Genomic DNA, 15,811 nt, shown 5'->3' with positions numbered 1-15,811 from the left:
AAGGCTTATACATGGTTGCCATGCTCGCCGGCACCCTAGCCGCAGCCGTGCCTGTTTCTGCACAGCAGCAACAGGCGCATGTCCACGGCCACATGACTCTCGATGTGGCCGTGGACGCGCAGACGATTACCCTAGCCATCGAGTCCCCACTGGATAGTTTTCTAGGTTTCGAGCGCGCACCACGCACCGACGCTGAACGCAAGCGCGTGGCCAACCTTGTCGCGCGCCTTCAATCAGCTGACAGCTTGTTCCAGCCCGATCCAGAGGGCGCTTGCAAGCTCTCGAAGGTCGCACTCAGTTCCGCAGCCCTGGGTCTGGGCGAAAAACAGGAAGATGAACACGGCCACGATCATGCCGACAAGAAGGCGCATGATCATGAACACGCGAGCATTGATATCGACATCGTCTTCACCTGCACCCAGGCTACCGAGGCTCGCTTCATCGATGTCAAGTTGTTCGACAGCTATCCACGCATCCGCACCGTCGCCGCTCAGGTGGCCACGCCCCAAGGCCAGTTCAAGCACACCCTGCGCAAGGGCACGTCACGTCTGAACCTGTCGCATTGAATGGGCTATGGCAGATCAGCCCTTGATGGAGCTCACGAACCTTCGCTTTGCCTGGCCGGGCGATGCCCACGACTGCCTGGACATCGCTGCCTTGCGCGTGCAGTCGGGTGAAACCGTGTTCCTGCATGGTCCCAGCGGTTGTGGCAAAAGCACGCTGCTGTCGTTGCTGGCCGGCGTGTTGCTGCCTCAGGCGGGTCGCGTTGCCTTGCTGGGCACAAACTGGGCCGAGCTGCGGCCCGCCGCGCGTGACCGTCAGCGCGTCGATCACGTGGGCTACATCTTTCAGCAGTTCAACCTACTACCCTATTTGACGGCGCTGGACAACGTGCTGCTGCCCTGCCGATTCTCCGCCCGGCGGCGCGACGCGGCCCGGCGCCAGGCCGGGTCGCTGCACGCTGCGGCTGAGCATTGGCTGGCCGGCATGGGGCTGGACGCCTCGGTGTGGCAGCGCCCCGCCCATACTCTGTCGGTCGGCCAGCAGCAGCGTGTGGCAGCGGCGCGCGCCCTGGTGGGCGGGCCTGCCCTGATCATTGCCGACGAGCCGACTTCCTCACTCGACGAGGACCGGCGCGATGCCTTTCTCGACCTGCTGTTGTCCGCCTGCTCCACGGCCTCCAGCGCACTGGTGCTCGTCAGCCACGACCGGCGCATCGCTGGGCGTTTCGATCGCCAGCTGTCGCTGCCGGAAATCAACCGGGCGGCGCAAGGTGCGGGAGCGCTGGCATGAGGGGCGGCTTCTTGCTGAATCTGGCCTGGCGCAGCGCCTGGAACCGGCGCTTCACCCTGACGCTGACCGTCTGCTCGATTGCCTTGTCCACCTTCATGCTGCTGGGTGTGGAACGTCTGCGCGCCGACTTGCGCAGCAGCTTCACCTCGTCGGTCTCGGGGACGGACTTGATCGTTGGTGCCCGCACTGGCTCCGTGCAGTTGCTGCTGTACTCGGTTTTTCACGTTGGCGCAGCCACCAACAACATCCGCTGGAGCAGCGTGCAGGCGCTGGCGCAGTGGCGCGGCGTGGCCTGGGTGGTGCCGCTGTCGCTGGGTGACTCACACCGCGGTTTTCCGGTGCTCGGAACGACCGAGGCCTATTTCGAGCATTTCCGCTACGGTGAGCAGCAGCCCCTGCGCTTGCGCGAAGGGCAGCGCTTTCATGATCTCTACGATGCGGTGCTCGGTGCCGAGGTGGCCGAGCGTCTGGGCTATCGGTTGGGTCAGCGCATCACCCTGGCGCATGGCACGGGTGAGGTGAGCCTGGGGGCCGATCACGCAGACAAGCCCTTCACCGTCGTCGGCATCCTGGCGCGCACCGGGACGCCGGTCGATCGCACCGTGCACATCAGCCTGCAGGCAATGGAGGCGATCCACGTCGACTGGGTGGCCGGTGCCCCACTGCCCGGCATGCGCGTTGGAGCTGAAGAGGCGCGCCAGATGGGTTTGCAGCCCAAGAACGTCACCGCCGCGTTGGTCGGTCTGGAACGGCGTGCGGCCGTGTTCTCGGTCCAGCGCCGATTGAACACCTTCGCGGACGAACCGTTGATGGCTATCTTGCCCGGCGTTGCGCTGGATGAGCTTTGGGACGTGGTGGGCACAGGCGAGCGCGCGGTGCTCCTGATGTCGGGTCTGGTGGCCTTGGTCAGCATGGCCGGCCTGATGTCGGTGGTGCTCGCCGGCTTGAACGAAAGACGGCGCGAGCTGGCGGTGCTGCGCGCCGTGGGCGCCAGCCTCTATCATGTGCTGGCCCTGCTGGCACTGGAAGGTGTTTTGTTGACCCTGCTGGGTATCGCCATCGGCATCGCGGCCTTGGGGGCCTGCGCGCTGGCGCTGGGCCCGTGGCTGCAATCGGCCTTTGGTTTGTCGCTGCACCTGGGACAACCCACGGCGACGCAAGGCCTGTTGCTCGCGGGGCTGTTACTGGCTGGCTGGCTTGCCAGTCTCTTGCCCGGTTGGCGAGCGTATCGCCTGTCGTTGGCCGACGGCCTGTCTCCAAGGATTTGATGCCATGCACAAACGAATCAAACACAGTGCGTTGCGCCGCCACCTGCTAAAGGGTTTGATAGCTGCACCATACTTGGCCACGCCGCACTGGGTGCAGGCCGCCCAGTTCCCGGAAATCAGCTGGGAGGCGCTGATACCCCCGAATTGGGATCCGATGAAGTCATTCAGGGACCTGCAACACTTGGCGAATGCACCGGACTCCGATCCTCGGGTGCAGACCTTGTACGGCCGGATGCGCAAGGTCTGGGACGAAGCACCCACCGTGGCCTCGCTCAAGGGCCGCCGGGTGAAAATCCCCGGCTTCATCGTGCCGCTGGAAGGCGGTGGCGAGAAGGGACTCAAGGAATTTCTGCTGGTGCCTTATTTTGGCGCCTGCATTCACACCCCGCCGCCGCCCGCCAACCAGATCATCCACGTCACATCGAATCCACCCGTGAAAGGCTTTCAGACGATGAGCGCGGTGTGGGTCAGCGGCACGATGGAATTGGAGCGCGGCGAATCGGAGATGGGGGCGAGCGGCTATCGCATCCAGGCGGCGCGAGTGGAAAAATACCGCGAAAAGTAGCGGCGCGTGGGCGGGCGACGGGTGACCACGACGCCTTGGGACGTCAGCGCGAAGGCTTGTCATCTCCTTGCAGCGCGCCGAGCAAGGTGGCCGCATTGGTCTCCATCATGTCGATATAGGTAGGCGCTGATCCGCCAACGAGGGACAGCGCATCGGAATAGAGTTTTCCGCCCATCGTGGCGCCAGTTTCTCGCGCCAGTTGCTCCAGTAGTCGGGGATCGGAAATGTTCTCAATGAAAATCGAGCTGATGCGTTCCCTGCGGATCTGCTCCACCAATCGGGCGATGTCGCGCGCCGAAGGCTCGGATTCGGTGGACAGACCCCGAACCGGCACGAAGCGCAGCCCATAGGCCTGCGTGAAGTAACCAAAGGCGTCGTGGGTGGAGATTACATTGCGACGCTCAGCAGGCAACGCCGCAAACCGCGTGCGAAGGCTGGCATCAAGTGCGTTGAGACGAGCAACATACTCCGCCGCCCTCGCGCGGTAGTAAGCCCCATTCGACGGCTCCGCCTGCGCCAGGCCTTGCTCGATGTTCTTCACATAGACCACAACGTTCCTGACATCTTGCCAGGCGTGCGGGTCCTGGGCCCGAGCATGCGAGTGCCCATGGTGATCTTTCGCGCCATGCCCTGGTTCTGCAAGCGCGAGCGGCCGAACACCTCGCGAGACCACGATCTCCTGCCCCTTGAAGCCAGAGGCCTTCTTCAGACGAGGGAGCCAGCCCTCGAAACCTAGCCCGTTGGACACCAGCACCCGTGCCTGTTGCAATTGCCGGGCCTGCTGCGGCGTGGGCTCGAAAACATGAGCATCGCCATCCGGCCCGACCAACTCCGTGACACTCACCAACTCCCCGCCAACCTCGCGCACCAGGTCTGCCAGGATGGAAAAGCTGGCCACCACCGGCAGCGGTGGCGCTGTGGCCCAGACGGGCAATGAGCAGCTCAGTGCAGCGCCCAGCAAGGCGCGGCGATTGAAGGGGAAGAATGTCATGGTGAGACTCCTGTTTTGAGACGAACAACATGCTTCGCGGCCTGCCGGCGGTGCGCGAGCACGCTGCCAAACGGGCCAACGGACAGTGACAGCGCATACAGGCTCCCCAAACTCAGCGTGATGGCGGCCGATGCAGCGATGCCCACATGAAACGACACCAGCAATCCGATGACGCTGCCCAGCACGGCCACTACGACCGCCATGGCCATCTGCGGACCCACACCGCGTACCCAGAAGCGCCCTGCCGCCGCGGGTAGCACGACGAAGGCCACGGACATCAAGGTTCCCAACGAATGAAACCCTCCCACCAAGTTCAGCACCAGCAGCGCCATGAAGACGGCATGGGCCAGTTCACCCTGGCGCCCTTGCAGGCGTAAGAAACCAGGATCGAAGCACTCCACGATCAGGGGGCGGTAGATCAATGCCAACGCCAGCAGGGAAACCGTGGCGATGGAAGCGGTCAGGAGCAAGGTGGGATCGTCCAGTGCGAGCACTGAGCCGAACAGCACATGCAGCAGATCGACGTTGGAGCCGCGCAACGAGATCAGCAACACGCCCAGTGCCAGAGAGATCAGGTAGAAGCCGGCGAAGCTCGCATCTTCGCGCAGCGCCGTATGCCGGGTGACCACGCCTGAGAGCAACGCCACCAGCAGGCCAGCCAGCAGGCCGCCGATGGACATGGCGGGCAGGGACAGTCCGAAGATCAGATAGCCCAGTGCGGCGCCCGGCAGGATGGCATGCGACATCGCGTCGCCGACCAGGCTCATGCGCCGCAACAGCAAGATCGTCCCCAGCGGGGCGGCACCGACACTCAGGGCCAGGCAGCCAGCCAACGCACGCCGCATGAATCCGTATTCGGCGAACGGCGCCCAGATTTCGCCGATCATGCGCGCGCCCACGCCAGTTCCGAACCATCCAGTACGCGATGGGTGTCGCCCCAGGCGAATACCCGCCCCGCCAAAGCCAGTGCCAGCGGGAAATGCGTCCGCACCAACTGGCGGTCGTGCAGCACTGCAATCACCGTCTTACCCTGCGCATGCCAGGCGTGGATGAGCTGCAGCAATGCGAGGACCGTGGGCTCATCGACGCCAGAGAATGGTTCGTCGAGCAGTATCACCGACGGGTCCTGAGCCAGCAGGCGTGCAAAGCGCATGCGCTGAAACTGTCCTCCGGACAATTCGCCGATCCAGTGCGAGGCCTGGTCTTGCAGCCCCACGGCAACAATGGCTTCGTCAACCCGGCGGGCGAGCGTTCGTCCCACAGCGCGCAGGCCGCCAATGCGGGCCCACAGCCCTACGGCCACAAAATCTTTGACACGAACCGGAAACTGAGGCTCTACTTCGCTGGCCTGCGCCAGATAACCGAGTGCTGACCGCGGATACCTGGATTCGACCGTTCCCCGCAAGGGCCGCAGCAGCCCAAGCAATCCTTTGAGCAAGGTGGATTTGCCCGCGCCATTGGGACCGACAATGGCCGTCATGGTGCCCGCAGTGAATTCCCCGTGGACATCGCGCACGATGACCGTCTCGCCGTACCCAAGGCTGACGTGGTTCAGCACGAGATCGGCAGGCTGAGCCTGAAGTGTTGGTGTGAGCGCCGTCATGCGTTCCCCACGGCCCAGATCACAACCAGCCACAGCATCGCAGCCGCAATCGCGGCCAGCAGAAAGCGTGTGAAGGCCGAGGTTTGCAGGAGGCTGGCTCGCCATTGGGCTGCATGCCCGCTTTCTGTGCTGCGCATGTGTTCACTTTCCTGGGGTGCCATGGTCCGGAACGTAGATGATTTCCCCGCTCTCCAGCCGATAGGCAGTACCCACGCGCTGGCCCTGACGGGCCTGCTGAGGGGACTTGCCATCGGCCTTGGCGTCCCCGGCCACATAGCGCGAGACCTTGCCGCCCTCGCGCGTGATGATCTCCATGTTTGGCTGGCCGGGGTTCTTGACTAGGGTGAAGTCTTTGGCTGTGAGCATGTCGGCGATGCGCAGGTTGGACACCAGCGCGATCATCAGCGCAAGAGCAAACACCAAGGCGACATCGAACAGGTTGATCAGAAAGCCCATTGGATCCATGTCGTCGCTGTCGCCACCCAGGCCGGAGCCATGCAGCAGGGAACGGCGGCGCTTCATGCGGCTTCTTCCTGTTTGGTACCTTGCAGGCGTGCACTGACGAATTCCAGCAGCGATAAATCGTCCATCGCCCAACGCTGCGCGGCTTGGTACAGCAGGAAGCCGATGGCGCCGATCACGAGACCGACCACGGTGGTGGCAAAAGCGACCTCCATCTTGCGCGCCAGCACTGCGATGTCGCCAGCGGCCAGCGCCACCAAGGCGGGCCCCAGCGGGATCAGAGTGCCCATCAGTCCCAGCAGTGGGCCGATGCGCGTCATGGTGCGAAGCAGCGCCAGTTGACGATCGATGGCGAGTTCGAACTCCGTCACCACACGCTCATGCCACACAGGGTCGGTGGGGGCTTGACGCAGAGCGGCCAGTGCCTGGTGTAGCGCGTCGGCCTTGCGCGGGGTGGCGTGCTCCAGCGTGTCGAGCAGTTCACCCGTCGGCACCGTGGCCAATGCGCCGGTGTTGCGCCGGCGGCGCAGCCGGTCGCTCCAGCGGCCGTAGAAGCCGCCCAGCGCCAGCAGGCCGCGAACGAGCAGGTAGAGGATGGCGACCACCACCGGCACCTGCAGCGCGGTTGAGATCCAGGAGAGGGTTTGTATGAGCGATTCCATGTGTTTTTCTTTGATTGATTCAACGTCGCCGCTGCAGCAACCAGCCCAGAGCGGCCAGCGCGGTGACTACAGCGGTCAAGATGGCCAAGCGGTCACCCCACAGCGGTACGGGGTCGATGGCGATCTGGAAGGTGGGCCGTGCCAGCCACAACCCGGCAACGGCCTGTGCACCATGCAGGCCCACGCGCAGCGCGCCACGTGTGGCGGCATCGGGCAAGGCCCAGCGCAGCAGCGCAGTGGCGGCGGCCAGCAGCAGGGCAAAGACCAGCGCGCAAAGCCAGGCCAGCGTGCCGTAGTCCCAGCCATCGACCAGCAGCATCACGGCCACCTGGGCGAAGAACAGCGACAGCAGCGCTGAGGGCGGCGGCAGCCAGCCCAGCCAGCGCCACCAGCGTGTGGCCTGTCCCTGCGCTGCACGCACGGCCTGGCTACCGAAGAGCAGCGCCTCCGCCAATAGCAGTGCCGCCAAGTCCTGCCGCCGCTGGGGCGACGCGACCCAGCGCAGAATCTCGGCGGTGCTGGTGCGGCTGGCCAGCTCGCCCGATGCGGCCAGCGCGCCAGCCAGCGCCAGAACCATCACCGCTTGCAGCGGCCGGGGCCATTCGCTGGCCTGCAGGGCCGCGAGGACCATGCAGCAGGCGGCTAGCAGCAGCAGGATGCTGCCGTCCAGGCTCATGCCCTGGCTCCAGGGTGGCGGCGGCGCAGCCGCCACACCAGCGCCCCCAGCACCAGTAGCGCGCCTGCCAGCACGGCGATGGCGGCGGCCCCAGGACGCAATGCCATGGACTGTTCCGGCGTGGCCTCACCGGGTGCGCGACCTTGCTCGGCGGCCTGGCCTCCCGCGTGCTGGGCCGCCGGCCGGTCATCAGCCTTGCGCAGCACCGTGGCCTTGTCAGTAGCGATAGCCGCGCCCTCGTTGGCGTTCTGCAGCGCATCGTCATAGGCCTGGCGAGCGTCGGGGGCCACCTGCTCGGCGATGAAGCCGCGCAGCGCCCGGTTGTCGTTGACGAAGCCCGTGCCGCTGGCGCCAAAGCGAGCGACCAGGTCGGCATGCAGGCCGGCCACCTCGCGCAGGCGTGCGTCGCCGGGCTGCCAGTAGCCTTTGCGCGCGGTCTCCAGCATCACCGCCGTCATCTCCTGCAGCGCATAAGGATTGGCGCGCTCGAAGAACTGGCGTGTGCCCAGACCGTGCGCGTCGCGGACATAGGTGTCGTGCAGCGCATCCCACATCTCGGTCGGGATGGCATCGGGCTTCATCACATTCCAGCCATAGAGATTGCGGAACGTCTCGGCGAACACCTCGGCGGACGAAGCACCGCCCTGGGCCATGGCCTCGATATAGGCTGGATTCAGCACCGTGGCACGCGCTTCCACGGCAATGGCTGTCTTGGCCTCGCGCACGGTGGGCCGCGAAGGGTTGCGGTAGTCGCTGAAGTACGCGGCCGGCTCCTGCCCGGTGACCTCGTGCACCGCCAGGTTCAGCCCGCCCATGAATTCATAGACATGGTCGAGCGAGATCGGCCCCCAGGTGTTGGATTCGAGCGGCTGTACCACCACCTGCGTGCCGGCCAGGGCAGCCTCGAACGCGCCGCTCTGGAAAGCGCCCCACAGGTCGCCCTCGCCGAAGGCAGCACCCATGTTGGCCAGATAGGTGTGGGCGACTTCGGAGCGGTCCCTCCAGCGGTCGCCGGCCTCGACCATGCCCATGATGCCGCTGCCGTAGTTGCCATTGACGCCGCCGAACACGCGCACGGCGGCAAAGCGGCGCGCATCGGCGGGCGAAGCACCGCGCTCCTTGAGCGCACGTTCCACGGCCTGTACGCCCTGGGCGACGGCATTGTCTTGCTCGCGCGCCTGGGCGGCCATCGTCACGGCCTTGTTGATCAGGTACAGACGCGAGGCTGCCAAGTCGCGCAATTGGCCCGAGGTCTGCACCACCACGTCAATGCGCGGGCGGCCCAACTCCTCCCGCGGAATCAGGCGCAGGCCCGACACGCGCCCGAACGGGTCGCGCACCGGCGCCACGCCCAGTAGGTAGAGGATCTGCGCGACGCTGGTGCCCTCGGTGTGGATAAAGTCGCCAGCCCATAGCGTGAAGGCCACCTTGCTCGGCCACTGGCCTTCGTGGGCTGCGCGGTGCTGGGCCAGCATCTGGTCAGCCAGTTGCCGTCCCACGGTCCAGGCCTGTTCGGACGGGGTTTTTTCGGCGTCGATGGCGAACAGGTTGCGTCCGGTGGGCAGCGCTGCCGGGTTGATGAGGGGGTCGCCGCCCGACGAGGGCGGCGTGAAGCCGCCGGCCAGTGCATTGGTGAGCGCGGTCAGCTCGCGTGCCGGACTTTCAGCCAACTGGCCGCGATAGTGAGGAATGGCCTGCAGGCGCTCGCGCAACGTCAGCACGGCCTGGGCGAAGCGCCTTTCGTCCTCGGCGCGTCGGGTGGCGCTGCGCTCCAGTGTTTGTGTGAGATGGGCGATGCCGGCCGCCGCGTCCTGGCGGCGTGCCTGCCAGGAGTCCTGCAGTGCCGGTGCCTGCTGCCAAAAACGCAGCGCGGCGAGCAGCCGGGCTTGTGCAGGCGCATCCAGACCCTGGATGCGCTGCTGCGCTGCCTGCGCCTCCGGTGTGGCCTCGGCCGTTTCCAGCGCGCCCTGGTGTTCGCGCGCCTGAGCTTGCAGGGCCTCTTTGGCACGGCCGGCCTCGGCCTCGGTGCGCGCTCGAAGCGCCGGGTCGGCCAGCCAGCCCAATATCTTGCGGCGCATGGGCTCGCTCTGCATGGCGGACAGCAGGGGCTTCACATCGGAGTCGGCGGCGATCTCCAGCGCCTGGGCCATAGCGGGAATGGCCTTGGCGACGGTGCGCGCGCTCTGCAGGGATTCTGGGTCCAGCGAACGCAGCGCCTGCTTGAGTTTCTGGTCGGAACGCAACCCTTCCAGGAACTCACGCTTCTTCGGATCTGCCAGCGCACGCGCCAGGTGTTGGCGCAGTGCGCCATCGTCGGCCACTGTGCCGGTGGCAGGCGCGCGACGGGCGCGTGAATCACCCATGGCGATCAAGCCTCGCACCAGTTCGTCGTCACCAGGGCGGCGCTGCGCTTTTTCCCAGTCCAGGGCGCGCTGCAACTCGCCGGGCTGCACCACCTGGGCCAGCAGGGGCGTGGCTGCTTCGCCGCGCTCGGCGCGCGCAATCAAGGTCTCGGCGTGGGGCCGGTAGGTGCGCGCCAGCCACGCTGAATGGTCGAGCTGCTCACGCCGTACGGTGCCGCGCGCCACATCCAATTCGGCCAACGCCTGTACCACCGCGTCCAGGCCCATCAGCCGCGCGGTGGCGTCCAGCGCGGGCGGCGCATACGGGGTGCCCAGCGTGTACAGACCGGCGGTGATGCGCGCATCCTCCACAGTTTCCATGTGGTCGGCCAACTGCTCCAGGTGGGCATCGCTCCAGGGCTGCTCTGCAGCGAACGACAGGTCGCGGTGCAGGCCTAGTGCCACGGCCTGGCGCTGAATGTCCTGCGCGTACTGGTGCTTGAGCGCGGGGCTGCCAGTGGCACCCCAAGTTTGCAGGCGGTCTGCGAGCTGCTTGTAGCCGGACTGTGCGCCGCCTTCGCGCAGCGGCGGCGTCAGGTGCGAGACGATGGTGGCGTAGCTGCGGCGCTTGGCGATCATGGCCTCGCCGACGTTGCCCATGGTGTACAGGTACAGATGCGGCACCTGGCCGATCAAGGCGTCGGGCCAGTCATTGTCGGACAGCGCGACTTGCTTGCTGGGCGTGAACTCCAGGCTGCCGTGGGTGCCGAAGTGCATCACCGCATCCGCACCGAAGACCTCGCGCGTCCACAGGTACGAGGCCACATAGGGCCAAGGCGGCGCGAGCTGAGTGCCGTGCACGATCTTGAAGGTGTCGTCACCCACACCGGACAGCGGCTGCGGCAGCAGCACCACGTTGCCCAGCGGCACGCGCGCCACGGCGACGCGGCCTTCATCGCCGGCTCTATCGCTCAGGTAGACGCCGGGCGCGGGGCCGAACTGTCGGGCTACCTGATCGCACAAAAGCTGCGCGATCTGCTGGCCGCACCAGTCCTTCAGTTGCGTAGCCTGCACCCAGGCCGGATCGGCCTCGCCCAGGAATTTGGCGAAATCACCCTTGGCATAGGGCCCGATGTTGGGGCCGCGCCGCTGCAGCAGCCGAGCAAAATCGGCCTCGGTGGCAGGCAGTCCGTCCACACGGTAGCCATCGGCCCGCAGGCGCTTGAGCAAAGCGTAGAGTGAGGGCGCAACCTCCAGGTCGCCTGCGGTCAGCGCGCTCTGGCCGGGGCCTTTGTAGTAGTAGATGGCCAGCTTCTTGTCGGCATTTGCCTTGGCCTTGAGCGCCACGGTGCGCTGCACCAGATCGGCAAAGCGTTCCAGCCGCTGCGGCAGCGCGCGGAACACGCGCAGGCCGTCCCGGTCGCGGAACTGCGCGGCGATCGCCATCGGCGTAGTCGCGCCGTCGATCTCGGGCAGAGTGACGGACATCGTCAGAAGGCCGCCCTCGAAACTGCGCTGATCGGCCAGCCATTCGCTCTCCTCGGTGAAAACGCTCACTGGCGCGAACAGGGGGATATTGCGCTCGGTGAGCCACTGCCGTGCCTCATCGGCTTGCCCCACGGTCAGCCTCCCGTGCGGCATGTACACCACGGCGGCCGGGTCGGCCTGCCGCAAAAAGGCCAGACGCTGGCGCACGGCGGAGATAGGCACGACCTCGAAGCCACGCGCTTCGAAGACTCGGATGGCGGCGTCCACATGGTCTCGGTTGGCGTTGAAGGGCCCAGGCACGCTAGTCAGCAGCGCCAGGCGCGGGCGACCCAGCTTCCAGCCTGGCTGCTTTTGCAGGTACTGCTCGAAACTCGCGAAGTCCGCAAAGACTGCCTCATCGCTCAAGTGGAAGAACACGTCCTGTGGCATGGGTTGGGGCGGCTCCACCTGGCTCGCGAACAAGCGCTTTCCGTCCAGCACGCGGCGGGCGTAGGTCTGCAGGCGCGCATAGTTCACCGGACCGCCGCCGCGCAGGTAGGCCGAGACGGCATCGAGATCGACACCCTGCAGGCTGGTGAGCATGTCATGTTGCGGGTTGGTGGCACCGTCCACATAGACGGGCGTTCCTGACTGTGCGGCGGCGCGCAGCTGCTGCATCTGCGCATCGTCGAGCTTCAGGCCGCGGCCAAAGACCAGCACGAGGTCATAGCGCCGCGCCTGGTTCAGCCGCTCCAGCGGCAAGACCTCGGCGCGGGTGAAGGCGCCGGGGCTGGCCTTGAGCAGGCGCGCCGCCTGGAAGTCCGGGTAATGCACCAGCGCCACCCGCGTGGGTGCCAGCCAAGCGCTCCAGGCCATCCATAGCGCGGCAGCGGCCGCGAGGATCACCATCGCAGTCAGCAGTGTGCGGCGCCAGTTCCGGGTTGTTTTGATTGAGCCACGAGCCCATCCCATTTTTTTGCCTGTTCTTAAAAATTGTTGCGTGATGTTATAACATTCATTGATTTGAAAATTGGTAAAGATGGGAATGTCATGTTTCGTTTGACGCGGCTGCACGCAGCCATGTGGGGGGTATGGGCGGCCGCAGGCGTGGTGTGGGCGCAGGAGACGCCGGCGAGTGCGCCGGTCCAGGTCGATGCTGGCGAAGCAGCAACGCTGCCTTCCGTTGTCATCACCGCCACACGGCAGCCTACGGCAGCACTTACTACACCAGCGACGGTGTCGGTGATCGACGAGAGGCAGTTACAAGAAAACCTGGTGACGGACTTCAGCGAGATGTTCCGCTACGAACCTGGTATCTCGGTCAGCCGCGAGGCGCGCGGACGCGGCGGCGAAGCTGCGATCCAGGTGCGTGGCATTGGTGCCCAACGCTTGGGCATGTTCCTCGATGGCGTGCGTCTGCCGGGCGGCTATGTGGCGGCGGGAGCCAACTCCGGCCAACTTCGCGTGGACCCACTGTCACTGAGCCGTGTGGAGGTACTCAAGGGGCCGGCCTCCAGCCTGTACGGCAGCGACGCATTGGCCGGCGTGGTGTTGTTCCGCACGCTGTCGCCGCAGGACTTCCTGGACAGTTCCAGGAATTTTGCCGGCTCTGCCTCCACGGGCTACGATGGCCGCGACAACGGCCGCTGGGGCCATGCCGACCTGGCGTTTCGCGCCGGCCCAACGCAGAACCTGCTGTCCTTCACGGCGCGTGACGGACACCAGCTCAAGAATCACCCGGACAGTGACTTGCATCCCAACCCGCAGGACACGCAGATGCGCAATCTGCTGTTCAAGTCGGTGCTCGACATCGACCCCGCTCAGTCGCTGACGTTCACGGGTGAGCACTACGAGCAGTCGATCCGCACCGACCAGCAGTCGCTGATCGGCCCCATTGCTGGTGGCACACGCATCACCGGCAGCCAAGCGGACGACATCAGTCGCCGCGACCGGCTGGGCCTGGCTTACCGCTATGCACCCAGCAACGGCTGGTTCGACAATTTTTCGGCGCAGATCGACTACCAGCGCAGCCGCAGCGAAGAGCGCACGCACGAAGGACGCAAGCCTCCGGGCGCCGCCCCGGCGTTGCTGCGTGACAGCACCATGTCCTACCGCGAGCCTCAATGGTCTAGTAGCCTGCAATTCGACGGCCATGCCGACACGGGCAACGTGGCCCACCGTTGGGTGGCGGGCATGGATGTGCTATCCAAATCGGTCAGCCTCTACAACAATGCCGTGGAGCGCACTGTGGCGGGAACCGGTGCTACCAGCGTCATCGATGGCGAAATCTTTCCGCGCCGCACCGCGCCTGAGGCCGACGTGCGCAGCCTCGGCCTGTTTGTCCAGGACGAGATGGCCTTCGGCGACGGCAGGCTACGCCTGACACCGAGTCTGCGTTTCGACACCTACCGGATCTCACCCAAGCCCGACGCTCTGTTCGCTAACGCCAACGTGGGCGGTACCACCCCGGTGGCTCTATCCAAGACCGCATGGACGCCGCGCCTGGGGTTAAGCTACGAGTGGCAGCCCCGCCAGGTCGCCTATGCCAACCTCGTGACGGGCTTTCGCATGCCCGCGCCGGAGCAACTCAACCGTGCCGGGCAGACCGCCGTGGCGACATTCATCCACGACTTCATCCCCAACCCCAACCTCAAGCCCGAGCGCAGCCGGGGTGTGGAGTTGGGCCTGCGTGGTGAGTCGGACATGGGCTCGTATGAGCTGTCGGCCTTCTACAACCGCTACACCGACTTCATCGACACCCAGATGATCGCCTTCATCCCACCAGGGCAGAGCGGCGGCCCACGTGCGATACGGCGCTTTCAGTCGCGCAACCTCGGAGAGGTGGAGATCTACGGCATCGAGGCCAAGGGGCAGATACCGATCAGCCACTGGTTCAACGCAGCCGACCGCTGGCGCCTGATCGGCGCCATGCAGTGGTCGATAGGCAACGACAAAACCGCTGACCAGCCGCTCAACAGCATTCAGCCCGCGCGGCTGGTTGCCGGGCTGCGCTGGGATGGGCGCGGCGGGCGTTTTGGCGGGCAACTCACGAGCAATTTCGTGGCGGGAAAGCGGCGTGTCAACGAGGCGTTGGCGCAGACCGGACCGACTGCCCCCGTGCCACTCAAGACCGCCGGCTATGCCACGATGGATATGACAGCCTACTGGCGCATCGGCAAGCAGGCCACGCTGAACCTGGCGATCTACAACCTGTTCAACCGGCAATACTACGATTGGTCCACAGTGAGCGGGTTGACGGGCAACGATGCGCGGTTGGCCGCCTATACGGCGCCGGGGCGCACAGCCTCAATCAGCATGCGTGTGGATTTCTGACGAATTGTTGAGAAAGTCGGGCCGCGCGGCTATAGGCCGTGCGGGGCCGACTTCACGGCAGGCGGATGGTCGCAGCGGCCACAGGTACCGTGCATCTCGACGGAGGCCTTGCTCATGCGAAAAGCGTGGTCTTTCGACCAGCCTTTGAGACGGCGTTCGATGGCTTGGTCTGAGAACTCCTCCACCTGCCCGCACTGATCGCAAATGGCGAAGACGACCAGCCCATGCCGGTGGTCATGGGGGTGAGCGCATGCGACGAAAGAATTCAGCGTTTCCACGCGGTGCACGAGCCCGTACTCGATCAGCTTGTCCAGCGCACGGTACACCTGTTGCGGCGCGCGCAATCCCTCCGCCCGCAGATGGTCGAGTAGCGTGTATGCGCTCGCAGGATTCTCCTCACGCGCAAGTGCGTTGAGCACGAGTGACTGGTGCTTGGTCAGCTCCTGAGAGTGCAGCTTGGCTGAGGGCGACATTGCTTCAAGCGTTATGTTGTAACGCCCAACAGTTTAGCGCTTCTAGCCCACAGAGGAAATATCAAACCTTGCCTCGGGCTGCGGCATTCAATGGCGTCAATGCTCCTGGGAACGGGGCGATCCCAAAGTCCATTCACATGGCCTGGTCGAGCGGATTGACGCGCCAACCTGGTTCCACTGCAATTTCACTCTGATTTAAGTTATGTTATAACATCACATAAATTTCAATGTTAATCCCCGTGCATATCGCGATCCACGGAGAGTTCTGTGCAACTGACCACCAACCAGCAACGAGTCCTTACGGCCCTTCGGCAAGCCAGCGAGCCGCTCAGCGCATATGCGCTTCTTGATCGATTACGCGAGCAGGGTTTTAGTGCACCCATGCAGGTCTATCGGGCGCTGGAGCGTTTGGCCAACGATGGGTCGGTACACCGTCTTGCGACCTTGAATGCGTACGTGCCATGCAATCACGCGGTGGACTGCCAACACGGCTTCAGGGCCTTCGCCATCTGCGATCAGTGCGGCCATGTGGATGAGTTTTCTGAACGTGACTTGGGACGCTGCATCAACCGTTGGACGAAGAACAAAGCCTTCTCGCTGCGTAGTTCGACCATCGAACTGCATGGCAAATGCGCAGATTGCGCAGGGCCGCAGTGACATCTCACCGAGCCGATTG

The 15,811-nt window shown here is 65.1% G+C and carries 15 protein-coding genes; 6 read left to right on the top strand and 9 right to left on the bottom strand.

Going from position 1 to position 15,811, the window contains the following annotated elements; translation table 11 throughout:
- Positions 1-11 precede the first annotated feature (11 nt).
- Genes WBB14_RS14655 through WBB14_RS14640 form a run of 4 tightly spaced genes read left to right on the top strand, consistent with a single transcriptional unit; the run spans position 12 to position 3,126 of the window.
- Positions 12-566, top strand: coding sequence for a DUF2796 domain-containing protein (locus tag WBB14_RS14655; RefSeq protein ID WP_424240485.1), 555 nt, complete (start codon positions 12-14; stop codon positions 564-566).
- A gap of 7 nt (positions 567-573) precedes the next feature.
- Positions 574-1,293, top strand: a complete 720-nt coding sequence (locus WBB14_RS14650; RefSeq protein WP_424240484.1) for an ATP-binding cassette domain-containing protein — start codon at positions 574-576, stop codon at positions 1,291-1,293.
- On the top strand, positions 1,290-2,561 hold the full coding sequence (locus WBB14_RS14645) for an ABC transporter permease (protein WP_424240483.1): 1,272 nt from the start codon (positions 1,290-1,292) through the stop codon (positions 2,559-2,561). The genes WBB14_RS14650 and WBB14_RS14645 overlap by 4 nt, the downstream gene beginning before the upstream one ends.
- Positions 2,562-2,565: 4 nt before the next feature.
- The gene (locus WBB14_RS14640; protein WP_424240482.1) at positions 2,566-3,126 is read left to right on the top strand and encodes a DUF3299 domain-containing protein; all 561 of its coding nucleotides are present in this window, start codon (positions 2,566-2,568) and stop codon (positions 3,124-3,126) included.
- A 43-nt stretch (positions 3,127-3,169) separates the two neighbouring features.
- Here the strand turns inward: WBB14_RS14640 and WBB14_RS14635 are convergent, their stop codons facing one another.
- Genes WBB14_RS14635 through WBB14_RS14600 form a run of 8 tightly spaced genes read right to left on the bottom strand, consistent with a single transcriptional unit; the run spans position 3,170 to position 12,238 of the window.
- Entirely contained in the window at positions 3,170-4,117 is a 948-nt protein-coding gene (locus WBB14_RS14635; RefSeq protein WP_424240481.1) for a metal ABC transporter substrate-binding protein, read from the bottom strand.
- Positions 4,114-5,004, bottom strand: coding sequence for a metal ABC transporter permease (locus tag WBB14_RS14630; protein WP_424240480.1), 891 nt, complete (start codon positions 5,002-5,004; stop codon positions 4,114-4,116). The genes WBB14_RS14635 and WBB14_RS14630 overlap by 4 nt, the downstream gene beginning before the upstream one ends.
- Positions 5,001-5,720: a metal ABC transporter ATP-binding protein gene (locus tag WBB14_RS14625; RefSeq protein ID WP_424240479.1), complete on the bottom strand. Its 720-nt coding sequence runs from the start codon at positions 5,718-5,720 to the stop codon at positions 5,001-5,003. Before WBB14_RS14625 ends, WBB14_RS14630 begins: the two co-directional genes overlap by 4 nt.
- Positions 5,717-5,857 carry a hypothetical protein gene (locus WBB14_RS14620; protein WP_283485700.1) on the bottom strand — a complete coding sequence of 47 codons (141 nt, stop codon included), beginning with the start codon at positions 5,855-5,857 and terminating at the stop codon, positions 5,717-5,719. Before WBB14_RS14620 ends, WBB14_RS14625 begins: the two co-directional genes overlap by 4 nt.
- A gap of 4 nt (positions 5,858-5,861) precedes the next feature.
- Entirely contained in the window at positions 5,862-6,242 is a 381-nt protein-coding gene (locus tag WBB14_RS14615) for a DUF2149 domain-containing protein (protein WP_424240478.1), read from the bottom strand.
- Positions 6,239-6,844, bottom strand: a complete 606-nt coding sequence (locus WBB14_RS14610; RefSeq protein WP_275053488.1) for a MotA/TolQ/ExbB proton channel family protein — start codon at positions 6,842-6,844, stop codon at positions 6,239-6,241. The genes WBB14_RS14615 and WBB14_RS14610 overlap by 4 nt, the downstream gene beginning before the upstream one ends.
- Before the next feature lie 19 nt (positions 6,845-6,863).
- The gene (locus WBB14_RS14605) at positions 6,864-7,520 is read right to left on the bottom strand and encodes a hypothetical protein (protein WP_424240477.1); all 657 of its coding nucleotides are present in this window, start codon (positions 7,518-7,520) and stop codon (positions 6,864-6,866) included.
- A complete protein-coding gene (locus WBB14_RS14600; RefSeq protein WP_424240476.1) occupies positions 7,517-12,238 on the bottom strand; it encodes a cobaltochelatase subunit CobN in 4,722 nt (1,573 codons plus the stop codon). The genes WBB14_RS14605 and WBB14_RS14600 overlap by 4 nt, the downstream gene beginning before the upstream one ends.
- Positions 12,239-12,379: 141 nt before the next feature.
- Between WBB14_RS14600 and WBB14_RS14595 the strand changes: the two genes are divergently transcribed.
- The gene (locus WBB14_RS14595; RefSeq protein ID WP_424240475.1) at positions 12,380-14,662 is read left to right on the top strand and encodes a TonB-dependent hemoglobin/transferrin/lactoferrin family receptor; all 2,283 of its coding nucleotides are present in this window, start codon (positions 12,380-12,382) and stop codon (positions 14,660-14,662) included.
- Positions 14,663-14,691: 29 nt separating this feature from the next.
- On the opposite strand, the gene WBB14_RS14590 is transcribed toward WBB14_RS14595, so the two are convergent.
- Positions 14,692-15,135: a Fur family transcriptional regulator gene (locus WBB14_RS14590; protein ID WP_424240474.1), complete on the bottom strand. Its 444-nt coding sequence runs from the start codon at positions 15,133-15,135 to the stop codon at positions 14,692-14,694.
- A 267-nt stretch (positions 15,136-15,402) separates the two neighbouring features.
- Between WBB14_RS14590 and WBB14_RS14585 the strand changes: the two genes are divergently transcribed.
- Complete coding sequence (locus WBB14_RS14585; protein WP_424240473.1) at positions 15,403-15,792, top strand: Fur family transcriptional regulator; 390 nt, start codon at positions 15,403-15,405, stop codon at positions 15,790-15,792.
- The last annotated feature ends 19 nt before the right edge of the window (positions 15,793-15,811 follow it).

This window comes from Achromobacter sp., assembly GCF_049647645.1.
Lineage (GTDB): Bacteria > Pseudomonadota > Gammaproteobacteria > Burkholderiales > Burkholderiaceae_B > Achromobacter.
Note: the sequence above shows the minus strand (reverse complement) of the source record. Positions and strands in the feature narration are given on the sequence as shown.

What these genes read in the sequence shown, in the direction of transcription:
- WBB14_RS14605 (WP_424240477.1), bottom strand. Translation starts at nt 7,520, where the DNA reads ATGAGCCTGGACGGCAGCATCCTGCTGCTGCTAGCCGCCTGCTGCATG.
- WBB14_RS14620 (WP_283485700.1), bottom strand. Translation starts at nt 5,857, where the DNA reads ATGCGCAGCACAGAAAGCGGGCATGCAGCCCAATGGCGAGCCAGCCTC.
- WBB14_RS14640 (WP_424240482.1), top strand. Translation starts at nt 2,566, where the DNA reads ATGCACAAACGAATCAAACACAGTGCGTTGCGCCGCCACCTGCTAAAG.
- WBB14_RS14595 (WP_424240475.1), top strand. Translation starts at nt 12,380, where the DNA reads ATGTTTCGTTTGACGCGGCTGCACGCAGCCATGTGGGGGGTATGGGCG.
- WBB14_RS14630 (WP_424240480.1), bottom strand. Translation starts at nt 5,004, where the DNA reads ATGATCGGCGAAATCTGGGCGCCGTTCGCCGAATACGGATTCATGCGG.
- WBB14_RS14590 (WP_424240474.1), bottom strand. Translation starts at nt 15,135, where the DNA reads ATGTCGCCCTCAGCCAAGCTGCACTCTCAGGAGCTGACCAAGCACCAG.
- WBB14_RS14600 (WP_424240476.1), bottom strand. Translation starts at nt 12,238, where the DNA reads ATGGTGATCCTCGCGGCCGCTGCCGCGCTATGGATGGCCTGGAGCGCT.
- WBB14_RS14635 (WP_424240481.1), bottom strand. Translation starts at nt 4,117, where the DNA reads ATGACATTCTTCCCCTTCAATCGCCGCGCCTTGCTGGGCGCTGCACTG.
- WBB14_RS14645 (WP_424240483.1), top strand. Translation starts at nt 1,290, where the DNA reads ATGAGGGGCGGCTTCTTGCTGAATCTGGCCTGGCGCAGCGCCTGGAAC.
- WBB14_RS14610 (WP_275053488.1), bottom strand. Translation starts at nt 6,844, where the DNA reads ATGGAATCGCTCATACAAACCCTCTCCTGGATCTCAACCGCGCTGCAG.
- WBB14_RS14655 (WP_424240485.1), top strand. Translation starts at nt 12, where the DNA reads ATGGTTGCCATGCTCGCCGGCACCCTAGCCGCAGCCGTGCCTGTTTCT.
- WBB14_RS14615 (WP_424240478.1), bottom strand. Translation starts at nt 6,242, where the DNA reads ATGAAGCGCCGCCGTTCCCTGCTGCATGGCTCCGGCCTGGGTGGCGAC.
- WBB14_RS14625 (WP_424240479.1), bottom strand. Translation starts at nt 5,720, where the DNA reads ATGACGGCGCTCACACCAACACTTCAGGCTCAGCCTGCCGATCTCGTG.
- WBB14_RS14650 (WP_424240484.1), top strand. Translation starts at nt 574, where the DNA reads ATGGCAGATCAGCCCTTGATGGAGCTCACGAACCTTCGCTTTGCCTGG.